Origin of the sequence: Gilliamella sp. B2923, assembly GCF_026536565.1 — a bacterium.
GTDB lineage: Bacteria > Pseudomonadota > Gammaproteobacteria > Enterobacterales > Orbaceae > Gilliamella.
On record NZ_JAFNNZ010000007.1, the window covers coordinates 44,276 to 65,614 of the forward strand.

Consider the following 21,339-nt stretch of genomic DNA (forward strand, 5'->3'; position numbering starts at 1 on the left):
GCAGTTATTGATCTCGGCTCGAATAGTTTTCATATGGTCATTGCACGTTGTATAGATGGTGCTACACAAATTATTTACAAAAATAAAAAGAATATTCATTTAGCTACCGGTTTAAATGAATTCTATGAGCTAAGTGAGTCAAGTATTAAAAGAGGTATTGAGTGCCTTGCGCTCTTTGCTGAACGGCTAAATGGATTTCCTCCGGAAAATGTTCGAATTGTTGCTACTTATACGCTGCGCATTGCCAGCAATCGGCATCAATTTCTAGCCGAAGCGGCTAAGGTTCTACCCTACCCGATTGAAATTATCTCTGGACAAGAAGAAGCCCGTTTAATCTATTTAGGTACCATGACAGCTGAAGCAACCGCCGAAGATGATACCAAATTTGTTATTGATATTGGTGGTGGATCGACTGAAATTGCCATTGGTCGAGGAAACGATCTCAAACCATTTATTGTGGCAAGTCGACCAATGGGCTGTGTGACTTACACTAAGCAATTTTTTCCACAAAAGACCATTGACCGATATTCATTTTTAAGAGCTAAACTGGCAGCTGAACAACAAATTGAAAATCTTATTACCACAATAAAAAGACAAAATATCAGTGCCGCATTTGGCACTTCCGGCACAATTAAAAGTATTTACAAAATATTATTAGATTTAGGTGTCAGCGACGGTATCATTACGCCTAAACGTTTGGATGATTTAATCAGTTATATCTTAGAATTCAAGTCTTTTCATGAAATTGACTATCCATCACTTTCGGAAGAAAGAAAAAACGTTTTCGTCAGCGGGTTAGCAATATTTAGTGGCGTTTTTAACGCATTAGGCCTACAAGAGCTTCAATTTAGCCCATGCGCATTACGTGAAGGGGTTTTGTATGAACTGATCGACGGTCCAAATTATCGGGATATAAGACAAACAACAGCTGAATCACTCTCTCAGCATTACAACATTGATGAGCGTCATGCTAAACAAGTGGTAAAAACGGCAAAGTATCTTTTTTCACAATGGAAAGCGCAAACTTCGACTAATATTCCGCAACATTTAGAATCTATCCTCTATTGGGCAGCGCAGCTCCATGAAGTGGGACTGAAAATAAATTTTTCATCAATACACAAACATTCGAGTTATATTCTGTTAAATAGTAACTTACCCGGATTCAATGAAGAACAACAACTTTTATTGTCTACCCTTGTTCGTTATCACCGAAAGTCAATTAACATTGATGAACTGCCCTATTTTAGTTTATTCGAATACAAACATATCATCTCGTTATTGCAGATTTTGCGGCTTGCCGTTTTATTTAATAACCAGCGTAATAACGATCTGGATCTCACTGCATTTAGATTAAAATTAAACAGTGATAAATTGAGCAAACTGACGATAGAACTCAACGAAAAGTTTGTTGAAAATAATAAATTAATCTTGCTTGATTTAGAGCAGGAGCAGAAATATTGGAAATCGGTTAACGATTGGAAATTATCGATTGAAATGTTTTAATCACTCAAAAAAACCGCCAGTTTAACTGGCGGTGATAAGCTAAGCTTTTAGCCTAATCCAATGATTTTCCACCATAAAATACCAATAGTGAAAACAATAATTAAATTTACTACGCTACAAATGAAACCGACTTTCCACCATGTTTTAACCGGTACAAAGCCTTCAGCAAACAGTAACGGGTTACGGGCATTAGCGAATTGGGTAATCGAACCAAAATAGTTAGTACAAATAACTAATGCAAAAATGGCAATCATTTGCGGCACGCCGAGTGCTAAAGCAACCGTTAAAAATACCGGGAATAAAGCAGCAATATGCGCATTACCACTCGCAAAGAAGTAATGGAGATAAACATAAGCTACACACAAAATCACAATGACTAAAACCCAGCTACTATCCCCTAAGTGACCTTTAACCGCATTACCAATTGTATCGCCTAGCCATTTAGTTACGCCAAGTTTATTCACTTGCCCCGCCATCATCAATAATGCAGCAAACCAAATCAAAGTATCCCAAGCGGCCTTTTCACCCTTGATGTCCTCCCAACTAAGTACGCCGGTTAAAATTAAAATTGTTAAACCGATAAATGCAGTAGTGGTTGAGTCAATACCGAAATTTTTACCAAAAATCCACAAGCCTAACAGTAATACAACTGTTGTACCCATAATAATTTCTTTAAAGGTCACATAACCCATTTTTTCAAGTTCTTCGGCGGCTAGTTTAGGCGCTTCTGGTGTCTTTTTAAGTTCAGGATTGGTTAAAAAGTAGATAACTAAAGGAATAACAATAAATGAGACTAAACAAGGTACGATAGCCGCCATAAACCATTGTCCCCAGCCTAAAGTAATACCAAGTTGACTTGTTACTAATTTGGCTGCCAGCAAATTGCCGGTAAAGGCAGTTAAAAACATTGCCGATGTAATATCATTTACATGACTAATGGTTAACATTAAGAAAGTGCCAATACGATTTCTTGATTCATCTTTTGGACTCGAATTAAAATTAATCGCTAACGCTTCAGCGATAGGATATATTACCCCACCTGCACGAGCAGTCGTACTAGGAATCGCTGGAGCTAATGCCATATCTGTTACTGACAGGCCATAAGCTAAACCTAACGTATTTTTACCTAAAATTTTAACCAGATAATAAGCTATACGCCTACTTAATCCTGTTTTGATAAAACCACGTGCAATCATAAAAGCAATAACAATAAGCCAAATAAGGCTACTGTTTAATTCGCTTAATGAAATTTTAATCGCATCTGTTGCTGTTGCCGCTCCTGACGGTCTTAAAACCGCAAATACTGTTATCGCTAATAGTCCAATTGCACCAATTGGCATAATTTCAGCGACAATACAGGCAATAGTAGCAACAAAGATGATACTGGTGTGCCAACCTTCAATACTAATTCCTTCTGGCGGAGAAACAAATTGCCATAATATTGCTGAAATAGCGGCAATAATTATGAGCGGTAACCATTTGACAGGTGGTTTTTTCACTGTGTTCATAGTATTTTCCTTTTTAATTAAAAATGACTTAATTTAATTCATTATAAAAACGATCCAGTTTGATATAAATTTTTTCGTTTCCAACAAAATGTTAAGGTAAAACATATTGTTGGCTAACTAGTTGAAAAGCAAAATTATCAGTATTAACTAGTTCGATTGTTTTATTTTTTAAAACAAATATGGCTGATAAATTCGGATGTTCAATCAAATAGTTACCCGCTTTTTTAACCCCTAATCCATAGAGAATAGTCGAAAAAATATCACCTTCAAGCGACGTATCTGAAATTACCGTTACACTTTCTAATTCATTATCCAAAGGATAACCGGTTGAAGGGTCAAAGATGTGATGATAGCGGTGATTATTTAAGGTAAAGTAACGCTCATAAATCCCTGATGTAACCACAGATTTATCGTTGACTTGAATAATCCCAACCAGTTCATTGTTGAGTGAAAATGGCTCTTTCAAACCTATTTGCCAATTGCCGTTCTTATCTAAAGGTGATTTGCCTAAAGTTAAGACGTTACCACCTAAATTGATAATAGCTTGATGTATGTTATTTTGCTGTAGAACAACTTTAACCACATCGGCTATATAGCCTTTGGCTATAGCACCTAAATCAATTTCCATTCCCTTTTTTTTCAAAAAAACTGCACAAGTTTTAGGATCAAGCTCAATTTCGTTAGGATCGGTTAATAATAGTTGATCATGAATTTGCTGTGGGGAGGGAACTTGCTGGCCTTGAAAACCGATTTTCCATAATTTGACTAAAGGACCAATAGCAAAATTGAAACAACTATTGGGCATTAAACTGACTTTATAAGCTTGCTCTATAAGCGAAAACACAGCACGGCTAACGATAACCGGATGTTTACCCGCAGCAGCGTTAATCGACATAACTTCTGAATGACGGCGGTTAACGGTCAATTTATCTTCAAGTAATTTTATGGTGTGAAACACCCTATGAACTACGGTTTCATTAGGCTCATAAAGCGTTAATGAAACCGTGGTACCCATTAATACTTGAGTATATTCATGGCTTGAATTAAGCATTTTAAACAAGCTTAAGTCATATTAGTCAATTAATGATTAATGTAATCAGTGGCTTTTCTACCTGCCTGCATACCAAATATAATGATATCAGCAACAGCGTTTCCACCGATACGATTGGCACCATGAACACCACCGACCACTTCGCCAGCAGCAAATACGCCTTGTATTACATGTTTATCCGTATCTAAAACTTGAGTTTCGGTATTAATCGTTACCCCACCCATAGTATGATGCACACCCGGTGCAATTTTAATCGCATAAAATGGTCCTTTGTTTATAGGATGTCGCATACCGGTTGTTCTTCCGAAGTCTTCGTCACGTTTTGTTTCAGCGAACTGATTATAACGCTCAATAGTTTGGGATAGAGTATTGCTGTCAATTGAGAGTTTATCAGCAAGATCTTTAATCGTATCAGCTTGAACGACTAAATCATGCGATACATATTCTTCAACAGCTTTGTTTTCATTACGCACTTGTTGATCAAATAGAATATACGCATAATGCTCTGGTAAATTAATAATTTCTGCTGAAACTTTATCACGGGTATCTAACTCATTGACAAAGCGCTGTCCTTTTTGGGAGACCAGTATCGCCCCGCCACCACGAATTGATTCGGAAATCAAATACGAAGTTGTTTGCTCTACAGTTGGATGAATCTGAATTTCTTTCATATCCACTGTGCCTGCGCCCAGTTTTTCTAAAATCATAATTCCGGAACCGGTTGCACCTTTATGGTTAGTGGTAACAAATCCTTTCAGATCAGGACGATATTTTTCAACCATTTCACGATTTGCACTAAATCCACCAGTAGCAATAATAACCGCTTTGGCTTTAATCGTTTGAACGGAACCGTCTTCTTCACTGACTTTAACACCGACAACTTTATGATTTTCCGTTAAAATTTCAGTTACATTGGTATCAAGCATAACTTCAATACCACGTCGGTTGATATTTTTTTGCAATCCACTAATTAAAAATCCGCCAACAGCCGCGCCACTTGCCGGACGATGCGTACGGTCAATGCTCATGCCACCCGTTGTTGTGATACCACTTAGTTCGATACCATTATTATCTAACCAGTCAATGGCATCAGGTGCATTTTCAACAAAATAACGAAGTAATTCAGGATTATTTTTGTTTTTACCACCTGTTAACGTTTCTTTATAGAACAGATCTTTACTGTCCACAATGCCTTTAAGTTTTTGGAATTTGGTTTCGGCCGCATTCATACCAGCGGAAGCTTTATTTGTATTGCCACCAATAACCGGCATTTTTTCAACCACAACCACACTTGCCCCTAAATCATGTGCTTGAATAGCGGCTGACAGTCCAGCGCCACCACTACCAACCACCACCACATCATAAGCTTTATCATTAGGATCTCCACCCTCAGCAAGGATAGCTTCTTTATTTGATTTCGCCATAGCTTTGGTTACCGCTTTTTTGAACGCTTCACATTGTGATGTCGCGCCAGAAATTGCATCGACGTGTGGGCTATTAGAGTCAATAATACGATGTTTGATTTCAGAAAAGTTGTTAACTACTTCACTATCAAAATCATTAGCATTAAGCAATTGCATGTCTTTAACGAAGTCTTTACCTAATTCAACATTAATTAAGTATTCATAAGACTCATCATTAACCTTTTCTTGATAATTGCCCGGCTTGAATTTTTTTACATTAAGATTCACATCACGAATCAAGCTTTCAACTAATGAAAAGTGCCAAAGTGGCTCAGGTATATTGAGTTCTTCACGTTTATCACTATTGATGAAAAGTTCAAGTTTTTCCCCTTTTTCGACTCGACTAAGCCAATCAGGGTAAGCAATACATGCCCGACCTACTGCAACCAGATCAAAGCCGTTATCCATAGCGGCTTCGACATCACTTATATTAACCACATTACCGACGCCAACAACCGGAATTTTAGCTAATGTCTGTGATCGCATTGCCACATATTTATTAATTAAAGGCGTTGGATCATTAGTTTCAACAATAGATGGTCTTAAGATAGCCCCCATAGAGAAGTGAACATAATCAAGACCTTTCTCAGCCAATTTTTCAAGTAAGTACATCGAATCATCAAAACGAATACCCGGTATTTCTAATTCTTCCGGTGAAAAACGATAACCAACAATAAAATCAGGGCTGGCGTATTTTTTAACCATATTATGAGTAATATCTAAAACAGCCAATGGGAATCGAGCTCGATTATCACGGCTACCACCCCATTTATCAGTTCGTTGATTTGAGTTAGGTGAGTAAAATTGTTGAATTAAGTAGGTATTAGCACCATGAATTTCGACCCCGTCAAATCCAGCTTGGATCGCTCGACGAACTGCTTGCCCAAACTTGTCAATCATCTCATCGACTTCATCTGCAGTTAATTCAATTGGGGTTGCTGCGCCCGGACGTGGTGCAGCGATCGCACTTGGCCCAACTGGGGATTGTCCACCAATGAGTTTAGGCTCAACCATACGGCCACCATGATAAACTTGGATAACGGCTTTGGAGCCTTTCTCTTTAATGGCTTTAGCGATCTTCGCTAATCCCTCTATTTTATCATCGTGATCTAAACCAATCGCTCCGGGAAAGGCTAAACCTTTATTGTCAACAAATCCACATTCAACAATAATAGTGCCTATTTCACCCGCTCTTGCTCGGTAATATTCAATTAAATCATGCGTGACAGAACCTTCATAAAATCCGGAACAAGTTGTCATCGGCGCCATCATTATTCGATTTTTTAATTCTACGCCGTTTGGTAAAGCTAATGGTTTAAAAATATTATCATTTCTCATTTTTCATTACCCAGTAATTTTCAAAATTGTTTTTTGTTACCGGTAATAATAACATTAGTTACTGGTATTCTCCACTTACATTAGTTTCATTAATAACCTTAGTATCAATTTTTGGACAATTTTTTCTGAATGTTTTTAATCAATTAGCTTTTTATGACTGAATTTGTTGGTTAGATTTTGCCTATTTTTGAATTTGATGCTTCAAATCAGCGTAGTGATAGGTGGTCAAAGTCTAAAAAAAAACACTGTAACTATTTCATTTACTTACATATTTTTTGAATATTATTCTTGAACTTTATTTTTATTCAGCTAGAATGTCTGACAGTTTGGATAAAAGAGAATTTGACCATGATTGTGGCATTTATACAACAAATCAAAACAACACCACATAATCGCTCTTTTTTCATTTCCTATATAAATCCTCCTTTATGGAGGATTTTTTATTTCTACCCCTTTGTATTTTTACCTCAATTTAATCAACAACACCATTTCAAGAATATTCATAAACAGGAGATAGCATGAAACCTTTGATCCCTTTTTATAATCCAAGTATTAGTTATGAAGATAATTATGCTCAAGGGCCTTTTGGACTTTTCGCGCAATTAGATAAAGCACAACAAGTACCAACCAAACCAACTCAATTTTTAAATATTGATGTCAACCTCCCTTTTGGCATGCCAGCAGGTCCATTATTAAATGCTAATTATATCAAGGCCGCTTTTGCTTATGGATTTGATTTATGTGTGTATAAAACAGTTAGAACTAAACTTCATAAATGCCACCCATTACCTAATGTACTATCTGTCCACCCAAATGGTAAATTATCCCCGAATCTTGATACCGTATTAGCTGATACAAACTATACTCAACCTTTGTCAATTACTAACTCTTTTGGTGTTCCGTCTTTTGCTCCGGATATTTGGCAACCCGATATGGCTGACGCCGTAAAATCAGCTGGCCATGGACAATGTGTTATCGGCAGTTTTCAAGGCACCCAAGGTAATGGCGAAATCGAAAAAGATTATGCGCTAGCGGCTAAATTAGTCAGAGAAACCAATGCCCCTATTTTAGAAGCAAACTTAAGCTGTCCAAATGAAGGTGCGAGCAAATTACTCTGTTTCGACATTGATCGCGTTGAACGTATTGTAAATGCTATTAAAACAGCCGTACCTGATCGCCCATTGATCTTAAAACTGGCTTATTTTCCTGATGATGAAAGAATTATTTCGTTATTAACTCGAGTCGGTTCGATAATTGACGGCTTAAGCGCAATAAATACACTATCAGCTAAACCTGTCGATGCTAACGGTAAACCGGCATTAGGTGAAAATAGAAAAGAAGGCGGGATTTGCGGTGAAGCGATTCGTTGGGCTGGTCTGGATATGGTTAGTCGATTAGCCAAATACCGTCAACAAATGGACTTAAAATTTGCTATTGTTGGTGTTGGTGGTGTGAGTAATAGTGAACATTATCATCAATTTATCAAAAGTGGAGCCGATGCGGTGATGAGTGCAACAGGTGCAATGTGGAATCCATTACTTGCTATTGAAATTAAAAAAAGTTTGAAATAATCCGAATAATAAATATCACTTCGCAATCAAACGCCATTATTTTTGTTACAGGGTAACTTATTTACCCTGTCCTCGCCTACTTTCAGCCGTGATGTAAATCACTTTTTATTAAAATAATAGTAGCCAAAAACAAGATGTGCTAAAAATACAATGGCTAAAATGATTCTTACATGTAAAGAATCAAAAATAATAAAAGGAATAAGAAGCACAACAAACACCATTGCCAACATCTTATATAAACTGGACTTGGTTGCTTTCTTTTCAATTAGCATTTTTTGGATATAAGTTTGATAGTAACTAGTTTGAGTAAAATAGTTATAAAGGCGCTCAGAACTATTTAACCATAGATATGCAGTTAAAAGATAAAAAGGTACGGTAGGTAATAATGGAACAAAAATGCCAATCGTTCCTAATGCAAATGAAATTCCACCCAGAACAACAAATATCGATTTTTTTAGCATGTCTGAATCAATTTAAGTAATATTTAGAGGCTATCGAAGATAACACAATTATATTAAACAAGGAAAGCATTAATAGGATAAGAATTGGCGGAACGGACGGGGCTCGAACCCGCGACCCCCTGCGTGACAGGCAGGTATTCTAACCAACTGAACTACCGCTCCGCTTTGTTTGATAGTTTTAATGTTAGAACATTAAAGTAGGCGTGATGTTAAAGATTATTTTTAATTACGTCAATATAAATTTTAAAATTAACGTCTGATTGAATATAAAACAATCATTAACGGTTATTCCACAACGCCCCGCCGCTTTTCTTATCAATTTTTGCTAAAATATCATCATGCTCAGTTAACTCTGATTGTGACGCTTTAATCACTTTTAAAGGTGTACCACTGCGAGTAATCTTTTTTATTGTTTGGCTTTGTGTTGAAGATGAAAGATTCTCATCAGAACTAAAAGATAGCGTTGTTTGCCCACCGGTCATCGCTAAATAGACTTCAGCTAAGATCTCGGCATCCAATAAAGCGCCATGAAGTGTTCGATGTGAATTATCAATTTGATAGCGTTCACAAAGTACATCTAAGTTATTTCGCTTACCCGGGAATAAGCGTCTTGCCATAGCCAATGTATCGGTAATGATACAGTGATCCGCAGTTTTAAAATCTAATCCACACAGGCGAAATTCATAGTCCATAAAGCCGACGTCGAACGATGCGTTATGGATAACTAACTCAGCACCGTCGATAAACTTAATAAAATCGTGAGCAATATTTTTAAAAATGGGTTTATCTTTAACAAATTCATCACTAATACCATGAACTCGAAACGCTTCTTCATCGATTAGACGCTCAGGATTAATATAAACATGAAAATGATTCCCCGTTAAACGGCGATTAATAATTTCAACAGCACCAATTTCAATAATCTTATGACCTTCATAATGATTATTACCACCTTGGTTCATACCGGTTGTTTCGGTATCTAAGACGATCTGACGAGTAGAATTAGTTATCACAATGCTCTCTTTTTGTTAGTAATTGGGAAATAAACAAATTAATGATATAGTCTATCACCAAAATACTTTAATGTTGATACCTACACGATTTAAACCCAATGAGCCACTTAGCAAAAAAAGGCTAAAATTAGGTTATATATTTCAGGTTAATCTTATGGATAACATTTTAATGACTCGGTAAAAAGTTTAATAAAATGCTAAAAAAAATTGAAATCTATACGGACGGCTCTTGTCTTGGTAATCCCGGACCCGGCGGCTATGCAGCTATTTTAAAATATAAACAGACAGAAAAAGTCTTATCAGAAGGCTACTTTAACACCACCAACAATCGCATGGAACTATTAGCGGCCATTGTCGCTTTAGAACAATTAAAACAATCTTGCCAAATTGAACTCTATTCAGACAGCCAATATCTACGTAATGGTATATCCAATTGGATACATGGTTGGAAAAAAAACGGCTGGCGTACATCGAATAAAAAGTCGGTTAAAAATGTTGATCTATGGAAACGTCTGGATCAATTAGTCCAGCACCATAAAATCAACTGGATATGGGTTAAAGGACATGCAGGACATATTGAAAATGAACGTTGTGATATATTAGCGAAAACGCAAGCCCAATCGCCTACTTTAACCGATACTGGATTTGAACAATCTATATCAGATCAGCAAATTGATAATTTAGATCTATTTTAAACATCGACTTTATTATCCTTAAACTTCTATCAAAGACTTATTACTAGCACTATATAGGAGTAAAAATTTTATGTTTCAATTGCATATTATTCCGATTTTGAAAGATAACTATGTTTGGTTATTAGAAAATAATGATAAACAAGTTGTTATCATTGATCCCGGTGAAGCAGAACCTGTCCTTGAATATCTAAAAAAACATCACTTAACCCCCCTTGCAATTTTATTAACTCACCACCATATCGATCACGTTGGTGGTGTACCTAAGTTACATCAAATTTATCCCGATATTGAAATTTACGGGCCAAGTGAAATAGATTTGCCAATTCACTATCTGAATGATAAGGAAATAGTATCTATTGCTGATTTTCAATTTGAGGTTATTTCAGTACCAGGGCATACTTTAGGTCATTTAGCTTATTATATTAAGCCGTACGTTTTTTGTGGTGACACACTATTTTCTGCTGGTTGTGGTAGAGTTGTTGACAATGCTTATCAACAGATGCTCAATTCTCTCAATAAGTTAAAGCAATTACCTGATGATACGTTAATTTGTGCAGGACATGAATACACTTTAGCTAATCTAAATTTTGCGCAAAAAATGGTGCCTAACGATAAACAAATCGTTAAGTATTTCGATAGTATTTGTAAAAAATCAATTACTTTGCCTTCTATTTTAACCAAAGAGAAACAAATTAACTTATTTTTAAGATGTAATGAAAAATCTTTACAAGATAAATTTAATTTTAACAATGAGTTAGACCTGTTCACTTATTTTAGGAGCCAAAAAGACATTTTTTAGGTATAATAACACGCTTAAATTGATGTCTAAACTTGAAAACTAATGAAAAAATTATTAATATTCACAATGTTATGTTCTTTTTTAGCTGCGTGTCAAAATCAAACTCCTCGACAAACTGTAAGTAGCAGCTATAAAAATTCAAACACGAAATCAATAGTTACTTCTAGTATTAAAAGTGGTGGTGTTAATTATGCATCGGTCACGCAAAATCCTTGGAAATTTATGTTAACCAAAATAAACGTAAATGTTCCGGAAAATAACCGTATTAAAGCGGAAAGAGAGCGTATTTTACGCAATCCTCAAGCGTTTGAAACAATCACGTTGCGTTCAGAGCCTTATGTTTATTACATCATCAACCAACTAAGAAAAAATAACTTACCGGTTGAATTAGCTTTAATTCCATTAATTGAAAGTGCCTATGACCCTTTAGCAACTTCGCCAGCTCAAGCCGCTGGTTTATGGCAATTTGTGCCGATTACAGCTAAAGAGTATGGATTAAAACAAAGTAGTCATTTTGATGAGCGTCGTGATCTTATTGCGTCAACAACGACTGCTATTAATCTTTTACAAAATTTAAATAGCCGTTTTGATGGCGATTGGTTATTAACTTTAGCTGCTTATAATGCCGGTGAAGGTAGAATAAGAAAAGCGATTGAGAAAAACCAAGCAAAGGGTTTACCAACCAACTATTGGTCACTTGATTTACCTGCTGAAACCATGCATTACGTTCCTAAAATTTTAGCGATCATCGATATTGTTAAAAATAGTAAACGTTATGGCATAAAATTGCCTGATTGTAACTATCAAAATTCGCTTGTAAGGATTGATATGTCTAAAAACGTTTCATTAACGAAAATTGCCCAATACACAGGGTTGTCGCTTAATGATTTGATGACATATAATGCTGGTTATGTTAAGCAAACAGTGAATGGCCCTTTCCATTTGCTTGTTCCTTATTCACATGCAGAATCTTTATTTAAAAAGTTAAAAGCAGAAAAGCTGGTTTCTAATCAAATCACTGAGCTTTTACAAGATGTACCACATAACACGATGCCATTTGAAGTGAAATCGACGACGATTCAATATAGTGGTATAAATAACAACATGAATTCGGTACTTACTGCCAACAAAAATCAGATAACCTATCAAGTTAAAGCGGGTGATAATCTTTACTCTATTGCGCAAAATTATCGGGTAAAAATCACCGATATTTTAGAGTGGAATAAGTTGAAAAACCCACGAGTAAAAGAAGGTGACGTTCTTAAAATTAAGCTAGTAAAAGCTAAATAATTTTAAAATTCACCAATAAAGGATTATGATCTGATGCGGCTGTGTTAATTATTTGCGCCGCATCAAGCTTTAACCCACGATAAAATACAAAATCTAATGGCCTACCCAAAAATGTTTTGCGAATATCATTAGTGAAGTTCACTGGTTTAAGTTCAATTGAACGAACTAAATGATAAAGTAAATTCACTCGCTGTCGACTCCATGCATTAAAATCTCCAGCTAAAATAACCGGTCCTTGATGTGTTTTAATGCGATTTAATAACATATGGATTTGTTGCCGATAAACTTTAATACCAATACTAAAATTTATCGCATGAACATTGGCAACTAAGAGTTGTTCTGACGAATTTTCAATAGGATAAAGCGTGATTAGCGCCGACTTAGGTACACGTATAAGCGGCTCTTTTTCACGAAACGACCACAAAGCACTTGGCAATGAATCGGAAATCGTCATGACACCTGCATAAATATCATTCAAACAATAGGCGGGGACATGGTCAGCGATTTTATTGTGCTGACTGATAAAGTTAAGCAGCAAAGGGGTATTTTGCGCTTCTTGTAACAATATCAATTTAGCCTTGCTGGCATACAGTTCAAGGATATGGATACAGTCAGCTCTTTTTTGCTTGAAAATATTCCACACTAAAACTGAAAACGACATCTGGTTAACCAATGGTGTGTTAACCATAATTTGATGATTGGGCAATATTAATTCAATATCACTATCACTTTGATATCGTAGTGTATAGTCACGCTGTTTAAACATTTTATATCGTCATTTTTTGTTTTAAATAATCATCAAATGATATTTTGTCACTTTGCTCGATCATCACCTGTTTTTCAAGCGATAAATTGCGTTGTTGAATAAAATCACTATCTGTAAGCAAGCTTAATGGTTCAGTGATAAGCTGTTTTTTATATTGAGTCGCTAAAGCTAAGCCAAATTTAGCCGTGCCTAAATCGCTGATAGCCTCAAGCGTTCTTGCAGAAAGCGTTAATTCAGGTTGATCAAACATCAAATCAAGCCGTTCGCAAACTTTACGATAATGTTGTTTATCATCTTGATGATCCAATACATCAGCAACACGGAGCAAATCTTTAAATAATTCGTGGCCGACTTTTGATAATGGCTCACGATAGCTATCACAGCCGATACCAATTTCAAGACCAGGTTTACGCCCTTCCATAATAACCCGATTCCAATTTAATTTTGTACACTCAAGCTCCTCACTACTCATTTCTGGGGCTGGCGCTAGCGCACACCATATTAAAAACAGATCAATAAAGCGAATCTGTTCTTCGGTAATGCCTATCGGTGAAAACGGATTAACATCGAGCGCTCGTACTTCAATATACTCTATTCCACCACGTAGTAAGGCATCAGAAGGTAACTCCCCTGCTCTAGGCACACGTTTAGGGCGAATTGGTGCATAAAACTCATTTTCAATCTGTAATACATTATCATTTAACTGCCGATAATGACCATCAACTTTAATGCCTAACTTTTTAAACGCTTCTGATTTAGTTTGAGTAGCACGTTTTAATCCTTCTACATAAGTATCAAGATGATTAAACGTAATACCCAGTTGTTTCTGAGCATTGTTGGTATAGCCGATATCACTTAATCTTAATGAAGTTGCATAAGGCAAGAAGCAGTTACCATTGGTTTGTTCAATAAAGGCCTTAGCTTTTTGCTTATCTTGTATAAATGAAGAGCACATGGAAGGCGATGCACCAAACAGGTAAGGAATCACCCAACCAAATCGATAATAATTACGTATTAAAGTAAAATAACCTTCAGAAATGACAGCCTTGCCTTCTTCGGCGTTTTTTACTCCAAATCGGGCTTGCCAAAATGCCATAGGCAAAGAGAAGTTATAATGCACGCCGGATATGGTTTGCATCATGGCGCCATAACGATTTTTCAATCCTTCCCGATAAACCGTTTTAAAACGCCCTTCATTTGAGCTGCCATATTGCGCCAAAATAATATCGTCTTCATTTGCCACAAAACAAGGCATACTTAATGGCCACATCATCTCATCGCCGATACTGACACTGGCATAACGATGTAAATCACGCAAAAACGTCAGCATATAATCAATATTTGTATTAACCGGAGTAATAAATTCAAGCATCGATTCGGCAAAATCGGTTGTTATCCAAGGGTGAGTTAAAGCTGAACCAATTTTATTAGGAAAAGGGGTTTTTGCTAAAGAGCCGTCTGGTAAAATACGAAGTGTTTCACGTTCAACACCCCGTTGAATTCCTTGTAAAATAGTATAGTGCTTTTCCAACCAATTGAGCGCTTTAGAAACGTCAGGAATCATAATATCTCATTTCCTAAATTCAGTTTAAATTGGCTTAATTTTAGCATAGTTTAAGGGTTTAGATAGGCTGTTTTGTGACTATCAAAAAGAAAATAGAAATCTATCAATCGACAAAATTATTTAGATTATTTGAAAATCGCCAACAATAAACCATTACCTATAAAATAGATAATGGTAAGTATCTTTGCGAGTAATTTAGCTTAGTTACTGGCTTGTTGGCTTTTTTGATTAGCGACATAATCTTCATCAACCGGTGTGATAAGATTATTTTGATGATCAACAATATAGGTTTTTCCAAAACCTAACACTAATCTACCGGCTGTCGGTGTGATTTTAAATAAATTAAAATCTTTCATTTCCGCTAACATATAGACCATTTTACTCACCCTTTTAGCAAGCTGGTCAATAATGTTATCAAATAGCTCAGTTTCTCTTTCAACAATGCTTGTTTTTGCATGGAAAGATAGTCGTCTACGAGCATAGATATTCTTAGTATTACTTTCATCATCAATGATTAAAAAAGAGATATTTGAATTATCTTTCATATTCTGACTATGAGGCGCTAAATCTGATATTAAAATATAATAATCATTACCGTCAAAATAATAAGGCGAATAACTCGTATCTACCTCTCCGTTTTTAGTCATTGTTGATAAGATGACTGTGCGGGTTGTTTCATGTAAATTTTCTATTGTCTTTTCAACAACATCATTTTTGGACTCAGCCATAATTACTCCTTGTTATTGTCAATATTGAGTTAATTCATCTAACTACATTGTTATAAATTCAATTGGTAGCATTTATCAAAATAGTTCGAAATATCAGTATGAGAAATTATAATAAAACTACTGTTCGGTAGGTTTGTCTTTAACAATTTCAGCAATTGTTTTTCGGACTGCTTATCTAATGCATTGGTTGTTTCATCCATAAAAATCCAATCAGGTTTATGCATTAAAATTCTTGCAATCATTAGACGTTGCTTTTCACCACCGGAAAGTGTTTTTAAATTATCACTGAGTAAATTTCTATCGATAAATTCTGTAGAAAAACCCACTTCTAATAGAAGTTGCTTAATCAAACTTAAATCTTTTTCAAACAACGGCTGCGGATAGCTTATTGCATGAGCTAATCCCCCAACCGGAAAATAGGTATTTTGCGATAAAAATAATGTCTTTAATTTTGGCACTTTAATCTTCCCCTCAAAATTGGGATAAAGGCCAGAAATTACTTTGAAAAATGTTGATTTACCTATACCCGATGCACCAGATATAACAACCGAATCGCCTTTATTAAGATAAAGATTGGGTAGTGTTAATAACACAGCGCCATCCGGTTTTTTTATAGTTAAATCGTCAATCGAAAATGCATCTTGATTTATCTCTAATTGGCTAGCTGATTGGTATTGACGAGCGGCTTGATTAGCTTTTTCAAAAAACTGGGTTAAACGATAACTACACGCAATAAGTTCAGCAAGTTTATGATAATTGAAAATAAACCAAGACAAGTTAGTCACAACATTACTAAATGATTTACTAATTTGCATTAAAGAACCTAAGCTAACTTTACCAATTAAATAGATAGGCAGAGAAAAGAAAATAGGCACACTTAACACCGTTAAATAATATGGCCGAGTAAAACAGCCTAAAATAAGTTGTCGTTTAATTAATAAATACCAATTTTTGATAATATGATTGAAATGCTGTTCAAATTGTTGTTTCTCCACTTTTTCACCATTGGCTAACGCGATTGGCTCTTTCGATTCACGAAATCGAGTTAAGGCAAAGCGATAATTTGCCTCTAAGTGTTGTTGTTCAATCAATAAGTTTTTTAATGGGCGCCCGAGCATGTGAGCGATGCAAGAAGTGAATAATACATAGATTGGTGCCAGCCAAATTAAATAATGAGAAATACTTATATCAATATTAAATAGACTAAAATTTAAAACAAAATTATCAGTAATTTGCCACAAAAGCATAAAATAGGAAAACAGACCAATACATTGAGTAATTAGCGAAAAGCCTTCATTAGTTAATCGCTCAATAAATAGCAGACAGTCTTCGGAAATACGCTGATCAGGATTATCAATTTCGTCTTGATGGTTATTTAAATACCAATATGCTTTGTTATTGAGCCACTTATCAAGTATCGAATCATTTAAAACCTTGCGCCATGTAATCACTAAAGTTTTTCTTAAAAACTCAATTATTAAGTAAGTTATTGCCCCCGAAATTGTTAACAACACAAAAACGATTAATTGGGTAATAACGCCTTGCATGTCATATTTTTCTAATGCATTAAAAAAGTTTTTATTCCAATTAATCATTTCAAGACTAATTTTAATTAAAACAATATTTAAACAAATAATAATTAAAGCATAACAGTAACCATATTTACCTTGTCTTGATTTGAAGCAAAGCTTCATAAGTAAGATTATATTTTTCAATGTTTGCACAACTTATACTCTCAAAACTGCTTTTTTCTACATCAACTCCTGCCAAAAATGTTTTATCAATTTGACAGAAGTATTTAACTTTAATGATTAAAAATTAATAACCGCACTAACGGCAAAAGTTCTTCCCGGTGCGGTTTGAAGCTCGATAGGATTTGTCACTTTTACATTATTTTGTGCATTTTTATAATAACTACTAAACATCGGCCATTTAAAATAACGGCGATCAAATATATTTAATACCGATCCCCGAATAGTAATATTTTTGCTAGGGTGCCAATTTAAATAGGCATCATAGATTGCATAACCGCTTGGTTTAAATATTTCATCTGATGACGATTTGTCTTTAGAAACGTGTGATACAGCCTTAGAAAAAGTCCCGACGACTTCAGTATCAAAATTAAAATCGGGAACATTCCATTTCAAACCGATATTACCTTGCAGTGGCATGGCTTCATTAAAATAAGTTTTTTTATCACCGGGAGAATCTTGTTTTTTTCCATATTGATATGAGCTTGAAGCATTCAAAGTCCAATTGGGCGCAAAATGCCACTCGCCCGATGCTTCAATTCCCCATAAATTGACGTTGGATAAATTTTTGTAGGTATAATCTTTCGGCCCAACCCGAATAAAATTCTTAATATAGTTACTATAATTAGCTTTGAATAAACCTACACTAAACCAACCTTCTGAAAAATCGCCTCTAATGCCGGTCTCATAAGATTTCACTTTTTCAGGTTTTAGTTTAGGGTTAGGAATCAGATTCATCGTTACCGAAGGCAATGACGTATAAAGCTGTTGAGCCGTTGGCATTTTGAATCCTTCAGCATAACGGGCATAAGCAGAGTATTGATCAGTGATGTTATATAATATGCCTAATTGCGGAATAAGGCGATGTGAACTCAAATCACGAGGCTCTTTGCCTTTAACCACCGCATAATGGCTATCGGTATTGGGTTTAATTTTATAGGTTGCGTATCGTAAACCCGGTTTAATTTTTAAATTTTCAGAGATAAAGTGAAATTCATCTTGAAGATAGATATCTGCACGTTGCGTTTTAGCATTAGCAAAATTAAAGCCACCACCTATGGTTTTTACGCCATTTTTGGTGCTCTCATTACGATAATAGCTATGGGTAATATCCCCTTGAAAACCATAAGTTAAATCATGCGTTATATTGAAAAAATCCACGTTCGAATTTAACTGAAGATCCAACTGCCAAAACTTTTCTTTATAATCATTAGTGGTATAGGTATTAATCGGATTTTGTCGTTTATCTTTTTGTTGACGATACGATTTTAAATAACGTTCTTGCGGCGAGTAAGAGAACATGGTTTTGATTTGATCGATAAACGATATTGGGGGCGTCCAACTGTCATCAATAGCATACCTTTTACGAGTTTGTATTTGCGTTCTTCGATAATCGCCATTAAATGTTCCGTTAGCTTGTAAACCATAATCATTCATCTGTTTAACAAATGAGTTAGACCGGAAATTTTCAAATGTTAACTTTGTTTCTCGCGTATCATTATGATAAACCAATTTGGTTAACATATTTTCTGCTTTGGCATCTAACGGATTGAGTTTATTACATCTAATGGCATCTTCGCCACGTGGACAGCCCCAAATACCGCCATTCGCTTTAGCTTTAGATAACTTGGCTTCTTGGTAATCTCTTCGGCTAAAGCTTATCAGCCCTTCTAAATTAGGCAGCAATTCAAGCGCTAACATGCTTGTTTTAGTATTTTGTTTATTCAAACTATCATAACCACCACTTAATCGCACTGCATAAGATTTACCTTTCAGCAAATCACTGGGATCTAAAGTTTTAAATGCAACTACCCCACCAACGGCATCAGCGCCCCATAATACCGATCCCGGTCCACGAATAACTTCAACAGCTTTTATGTTGGCTAAATCAATAAAATTTCTATTGCCGTCTTGGATACTTTCAATCACTCTTGCACCGTCGACTTGCATTTGAATACGATTACCTGCCATACCACGTATTCTAATACCGCCTAAATTACCAAAAGGGTCAGTACCTGAAGTTTGTCTGTTAACTGAGATTCCCGGTAAATATCTGACTAAATCTTCCATTGTTGACATTTGATGATCATCAATGTTCTTGCTAGTGATAACATCAACGGTTTCCGGAATAGCTAATTTGGCTCTCTTTTGTCTGGTAGCCGTAACCGTCATAGTTTCCAATTCATCATCAGCTGCAAAAACTGATAGTGGTAATGAAGCAGCTAAAACGGTTAAAAATATTTTACTTATTTTCATTTTTCACCATAAACTTATGTTATTGAACTGCTCGCATTAAATTTCCAATTTTTGATAATTATCATTTTTTCGTAAATCTATCAAAAATAATAAATAAGATCAACAATAATGATAACCATTACCATTTGCTAATAATTATCATTAACATTAAAACAAAAAACATAAAAATATTCGTAAGTTAGAGACGTGTTTGAAGATTAATTGATATCAAAGCGGCAAAGTTTAAGAGGTAAAATGAGGAAATTGATGATTAATACTGATTAATCATCAATTAATAAAAACTCGCCTAAATGTTTAAAAAGTTATTGAGATTTTTCCAATAAAACCAACACTTCCATATGTGAAGTATGAGGGAACATATCAAACAGTTGTACTTTACTAATTTGATAATCCGATAACAAGCGAACATCAGCAACTAACGATGATAAGTTACAGCTTGAATATAAGATAAAGTTGGGTGACATCTGTTGTAAATACTGTATCAATTGGCTCCCTGCCCCACGTCTGGGTGGATTAAGTAAGACTAAATCCGCTACAGCTTGCTCGGCAATTGCATATTGGGTTGCATCCAATGATTTAAATGTCAAATTATTAAATCCTAGTTGTTTGGCCGATTGGGTTGCGCAATCGATAGCATCGGCACTTATTTCAATACCCGTCAATTGAATCTGTTTATCCATTGCTTGAACACAATGCAAACCAAATCCACCGACACCACAAAATAGATCCCAAATGGACTTAATATCTAAATCAGCAATCCACTCACTTGCTGTCTTATACAGGTTTTGAGCAATATAAGTATTGGTTTGAAAAAAGCTTTTCGATTTAATAAAAAGCGGAATTTGATTTATCGTCATGGGTAAATAAGGATTATTAGTCAAAACTAACTCTTCTTCCCCTTCTAAAATCGCGGCATGATTCGGCTGAATATTAATTGAAACGACTTGCAAATTTTGAATTGTCGCTTGTAGTTGGTGAAAAGAGTTTTTAATTTTACTCACCAATTTATGTGATTTTAAAACAAATCGTAACATAAAGCCGCTTGATTGAGACATTGAGCTTTGGGTAATGATCACATATTTTAATTCGCCTTTTCGTTTATTGATATTATAGGGCACCAGACCTTGTTTACGAATATAACTACGCACTATTTTCAATATACTTTGCATACCAGCGCTATATAACGGACAATCACATAAATCGACAGCTTGATCACCATTTTCAATCCCTAGTATCGGCTTTTCAACGGTACCTAATACCGCCATTTTCGCTTTATTTCGAAAAGCAGAATCAGGGCTAGCAAACGGCGCCATAACTTCTTTGGGTTGTAAGGTAGCTAGCTGCTTTAATAACTCATGTTGTTTGTCTTCGAGTTGCTTTGGGTAAGGACGATTAATCCACTGGCAAGATAAACATTTCTTTTGTTGATAATAGTGACATTGCATTACGATAAAACCTTTTTTTATAATTGGTAATTATATACTTAAAAGTCGTTTTACCAGTATTACTTTTCATTTTTATACTCAAACATAGGTAAAATCTGAAACTTCTTTACAGAATATTGATTAACTCTTGATAACCT

The 21,339-nt window shown here is 35.4% G+C and carries 16 protein-coding genes and 1 tRNA gene; 5 read left to right on the plus strand and 12 right to left on the minus strand.

Annotated elements, in window-relative coordinates:
* Positions 1-33: 33 nt before the first annotated feature.
* On the plus strand, positions 34-1,503 hold the full coding sequence (locus tag J3U42_RS08610; RefSeq protein ID WP_416380453.1) for an exopolyphosphatase: 1,470 nt from the start codon (positions 34-36) through the stop codon (positions 1,501-1,503).
* A gap of 47 nt (positions 1,504-1,550) precedes the next feature.
* On the opposite strand, the gene J3U42_RS08615 is transcribed toward J3U42_RS08610, so the two are convergent.
* The 3 genes from J3U42_RS08615 to J3U42_RS08625 all read right to left on the minus strand — a co-directional run bounded on the left by J3U42_RS08615 (position 1,551) and on the right by J3U42_RS08625 (position 6,863).
* Entirely contained in the window at positions 1,551-3,011 is a 1,461-nt protein-coding gene (locus J3U42_RS08615; protein WP_220219577.1) for a DASS family sodium-coupled anion symporter, read from the minus strand.
* 91 nt (positions 3,012-3,102) lie between these two features.
* Positions 3,103-4,062: an FAD:protein FMN transferase gene (locus J3U42_RS08620; RefSeq protein WP_267336209.1), complete on the minus strand. Its 960-nt coding sequence runs from the start codon at positions 4,060-4,062 to the stop codon at positions 3,103-3,105.
* A 29-nt stretch (positions 4,063-4,091) separates the two neighbouring features.
* On the minus strand, positions 4,092-6,863 hold the full coding sequence (locus J3U42_RS08625; protein ID WP_220219575.1) for a flavocytochrome c: 2,772 nt from the start codon (positions 6,861-6,863) through the stop codon (positions 4,092-4,094).
* 518 nt (positions 6,864-7,381) lie between these two features.
* Between J3U42_RS08625 and J3U42_RS08630 the strand changes: the two genes are divergently transcribed.
* Complete coding sequence (locus J3U42_RS08630; RefSeq protein WP_267336210.1) at positions 7,382-8,434, plus strand: hypothetical protein; 1,053 nt, start codon at positions 7,382-7,384, stop codon at positions 8,432-8,434.
* Between the two features lie 98 nt (positions 8,435-8,532).
* Here the strand turns inward: J3U42_RS08630 and J3U42_RS08635 are convergent, their stop codons facing one another.
* From J3U42_RS08635 to dnaQ, 3 genes are all read right to left on the minus strand, one after another.
* Positions 8,533-8,895, minus strand: a complete 363-nt coding sequence (locus tag J3U42_RS08635) for a YbaN family protein (protein WP_267336211.1) — start codon at positions 8,893-8,895, stop codon at positions 8,533-8,535.
* An 85-nt stretch (positions 8,896-8,980) separates the two neighbouring features.
* Positions 8,981-9,057, minus strand: a tRNA-Asp gene (locus tag J3U42_RS08640).
* 116 nt (positions 9,058-9,173) lie between these two features.
* On the minus strand, positions 9,174-9,908 hold the full coding sequence (gene dnaQ, locus J3U42_RS08645) for a DNA polymerase III subunit epsilon (protein WP_267336212.1): 735 nt from the start codon (positions 9,906-9,908) through the stop codon (positions 9,174-9,176).
* 194 nt (positions 9,909-10,102) lie between these two features.
* Here dnaQ and rnhA point away from each other — a divergent pair, with 194 nt between their 5' ends.
* From rnhA to J3U42_RS08660, 3 genes are all read left to right on the plus strand, one after another.
* A complete protein-coding gene (gene rnhA / locus J3U42_RS08650) occupies positions 10,103-10,603 on the plus strand; it encodes a ribonuclease HI (protein ID WP_267336213.1) in 501 nt (166 codons plus the stop codon).
* Positions 10,604-10,673: 70 nt separating this feature from the next.
* Entirely contained in the window at positions 10,674-11,402 is a 729-nt protein-coding gene (gene gloB / locus J3U42_RS08655; protein ID WP_267336214.1) for a hydroxyacylglutathione hydrolase, read from the plus strand.
* Positions 11,403-11,624: 222 nt separating this feature from the next.
* On the plus strand, positions 11,625-12,692 hold the full coding sequence (locus J3U42_RS08660; RefSeq protein ID WP_220219570.1) for a transglycosylase SLT domain-containing protein: 1,068 nt from the start codon (positions 11,625-11,627) through the stop codon (positions 12,690-12,692).
* Here J3U42_RS08660 and J3U42_RS08665 read toward each other — a convergent pair.
* From J3U42_RS08665 to rlmC, 6 genes are all read right to left on the minus strand, one after another.
* Positions 12,685-13,458 (minus strand): endonuclease/exonuclease/phosphatase family protein, encoded by a 774-nt coding sequence (locus tag J3U42_RS08665; RefSeq protein WP_220219569.1) that lies wholly within the window; start codon positions 13,456-13,458, stop codon positions 12,685-12,687. The genes J3U42_RS08660 and J3U42_RS08665 overlap by 8 nt on opposite strands.
* Before the next feature lies 1 nt (position 13,459).
* Entirely contained in the window at positions 13,460-15,022 is a 1,563-nt protein-coding gene (gene gshA, locus J3U42_RS08670) for a glutamate--cysteine ligase (protein ID WP_267329657.1), read from the minus strand.
* A gap of 200 nt (positions 15,023-15,222) precedes the next feature.
* Complete coding sequence (locus tag J3U42_RS08675) at positions 15,223-15,750, minus strand: HugZ family protein (RefSeq protein ID WP_267336215.1); 528 nt, start codon at positions 15,748-15,750, stop codon at positions 15,223-15,225.
* A 50-nt stretch (positions 15,751-15,800) separates the two neighbouring features.
* Positions 15,801-17,465 (minus strand): ABC transporter ATP-binding protein/permease, encoded by a 1,665-nt coding sequence (locus tag J3U42_RS08680; protein WP_267336216.1) that lies wholly within the window; start codon positions 17,463-17,465, stop codon positions 15,801-15,803.
* Between the two features lie 96 nt (positions 17,466-17,561).
* The gene (locus J3U42_RS08685; RefSeq protein WP_267336217.1) at positions 17,562-19,757 is read right to left on the minus strand and encodes a TonB-dependent hemoglobin/transferrin/lactoferrin family receptor; all 2,196 of its coding nucleotides are present in this window, start codon (positions 19,755-19,757) and stop codon (positions 17,562-17,564) included.
* 302 nt (positions 19,758-20,059) lie between these two features.
* Positions 20,060-21,202, minus strand: a complete 1,143-nt coding sequence (gene rlmC, locus J3U42_RS08690) for a 23S rRNA (uracil(747)-C(5))-methyltransferase RlmC (protein ID WP_267329655.1) — start codon at positions 21,200-21,202, stop codon at positions 20,060-20,062.
* Between the last annotated feature and the right edge of the window lie 137 nt (positions 21,203-21,339).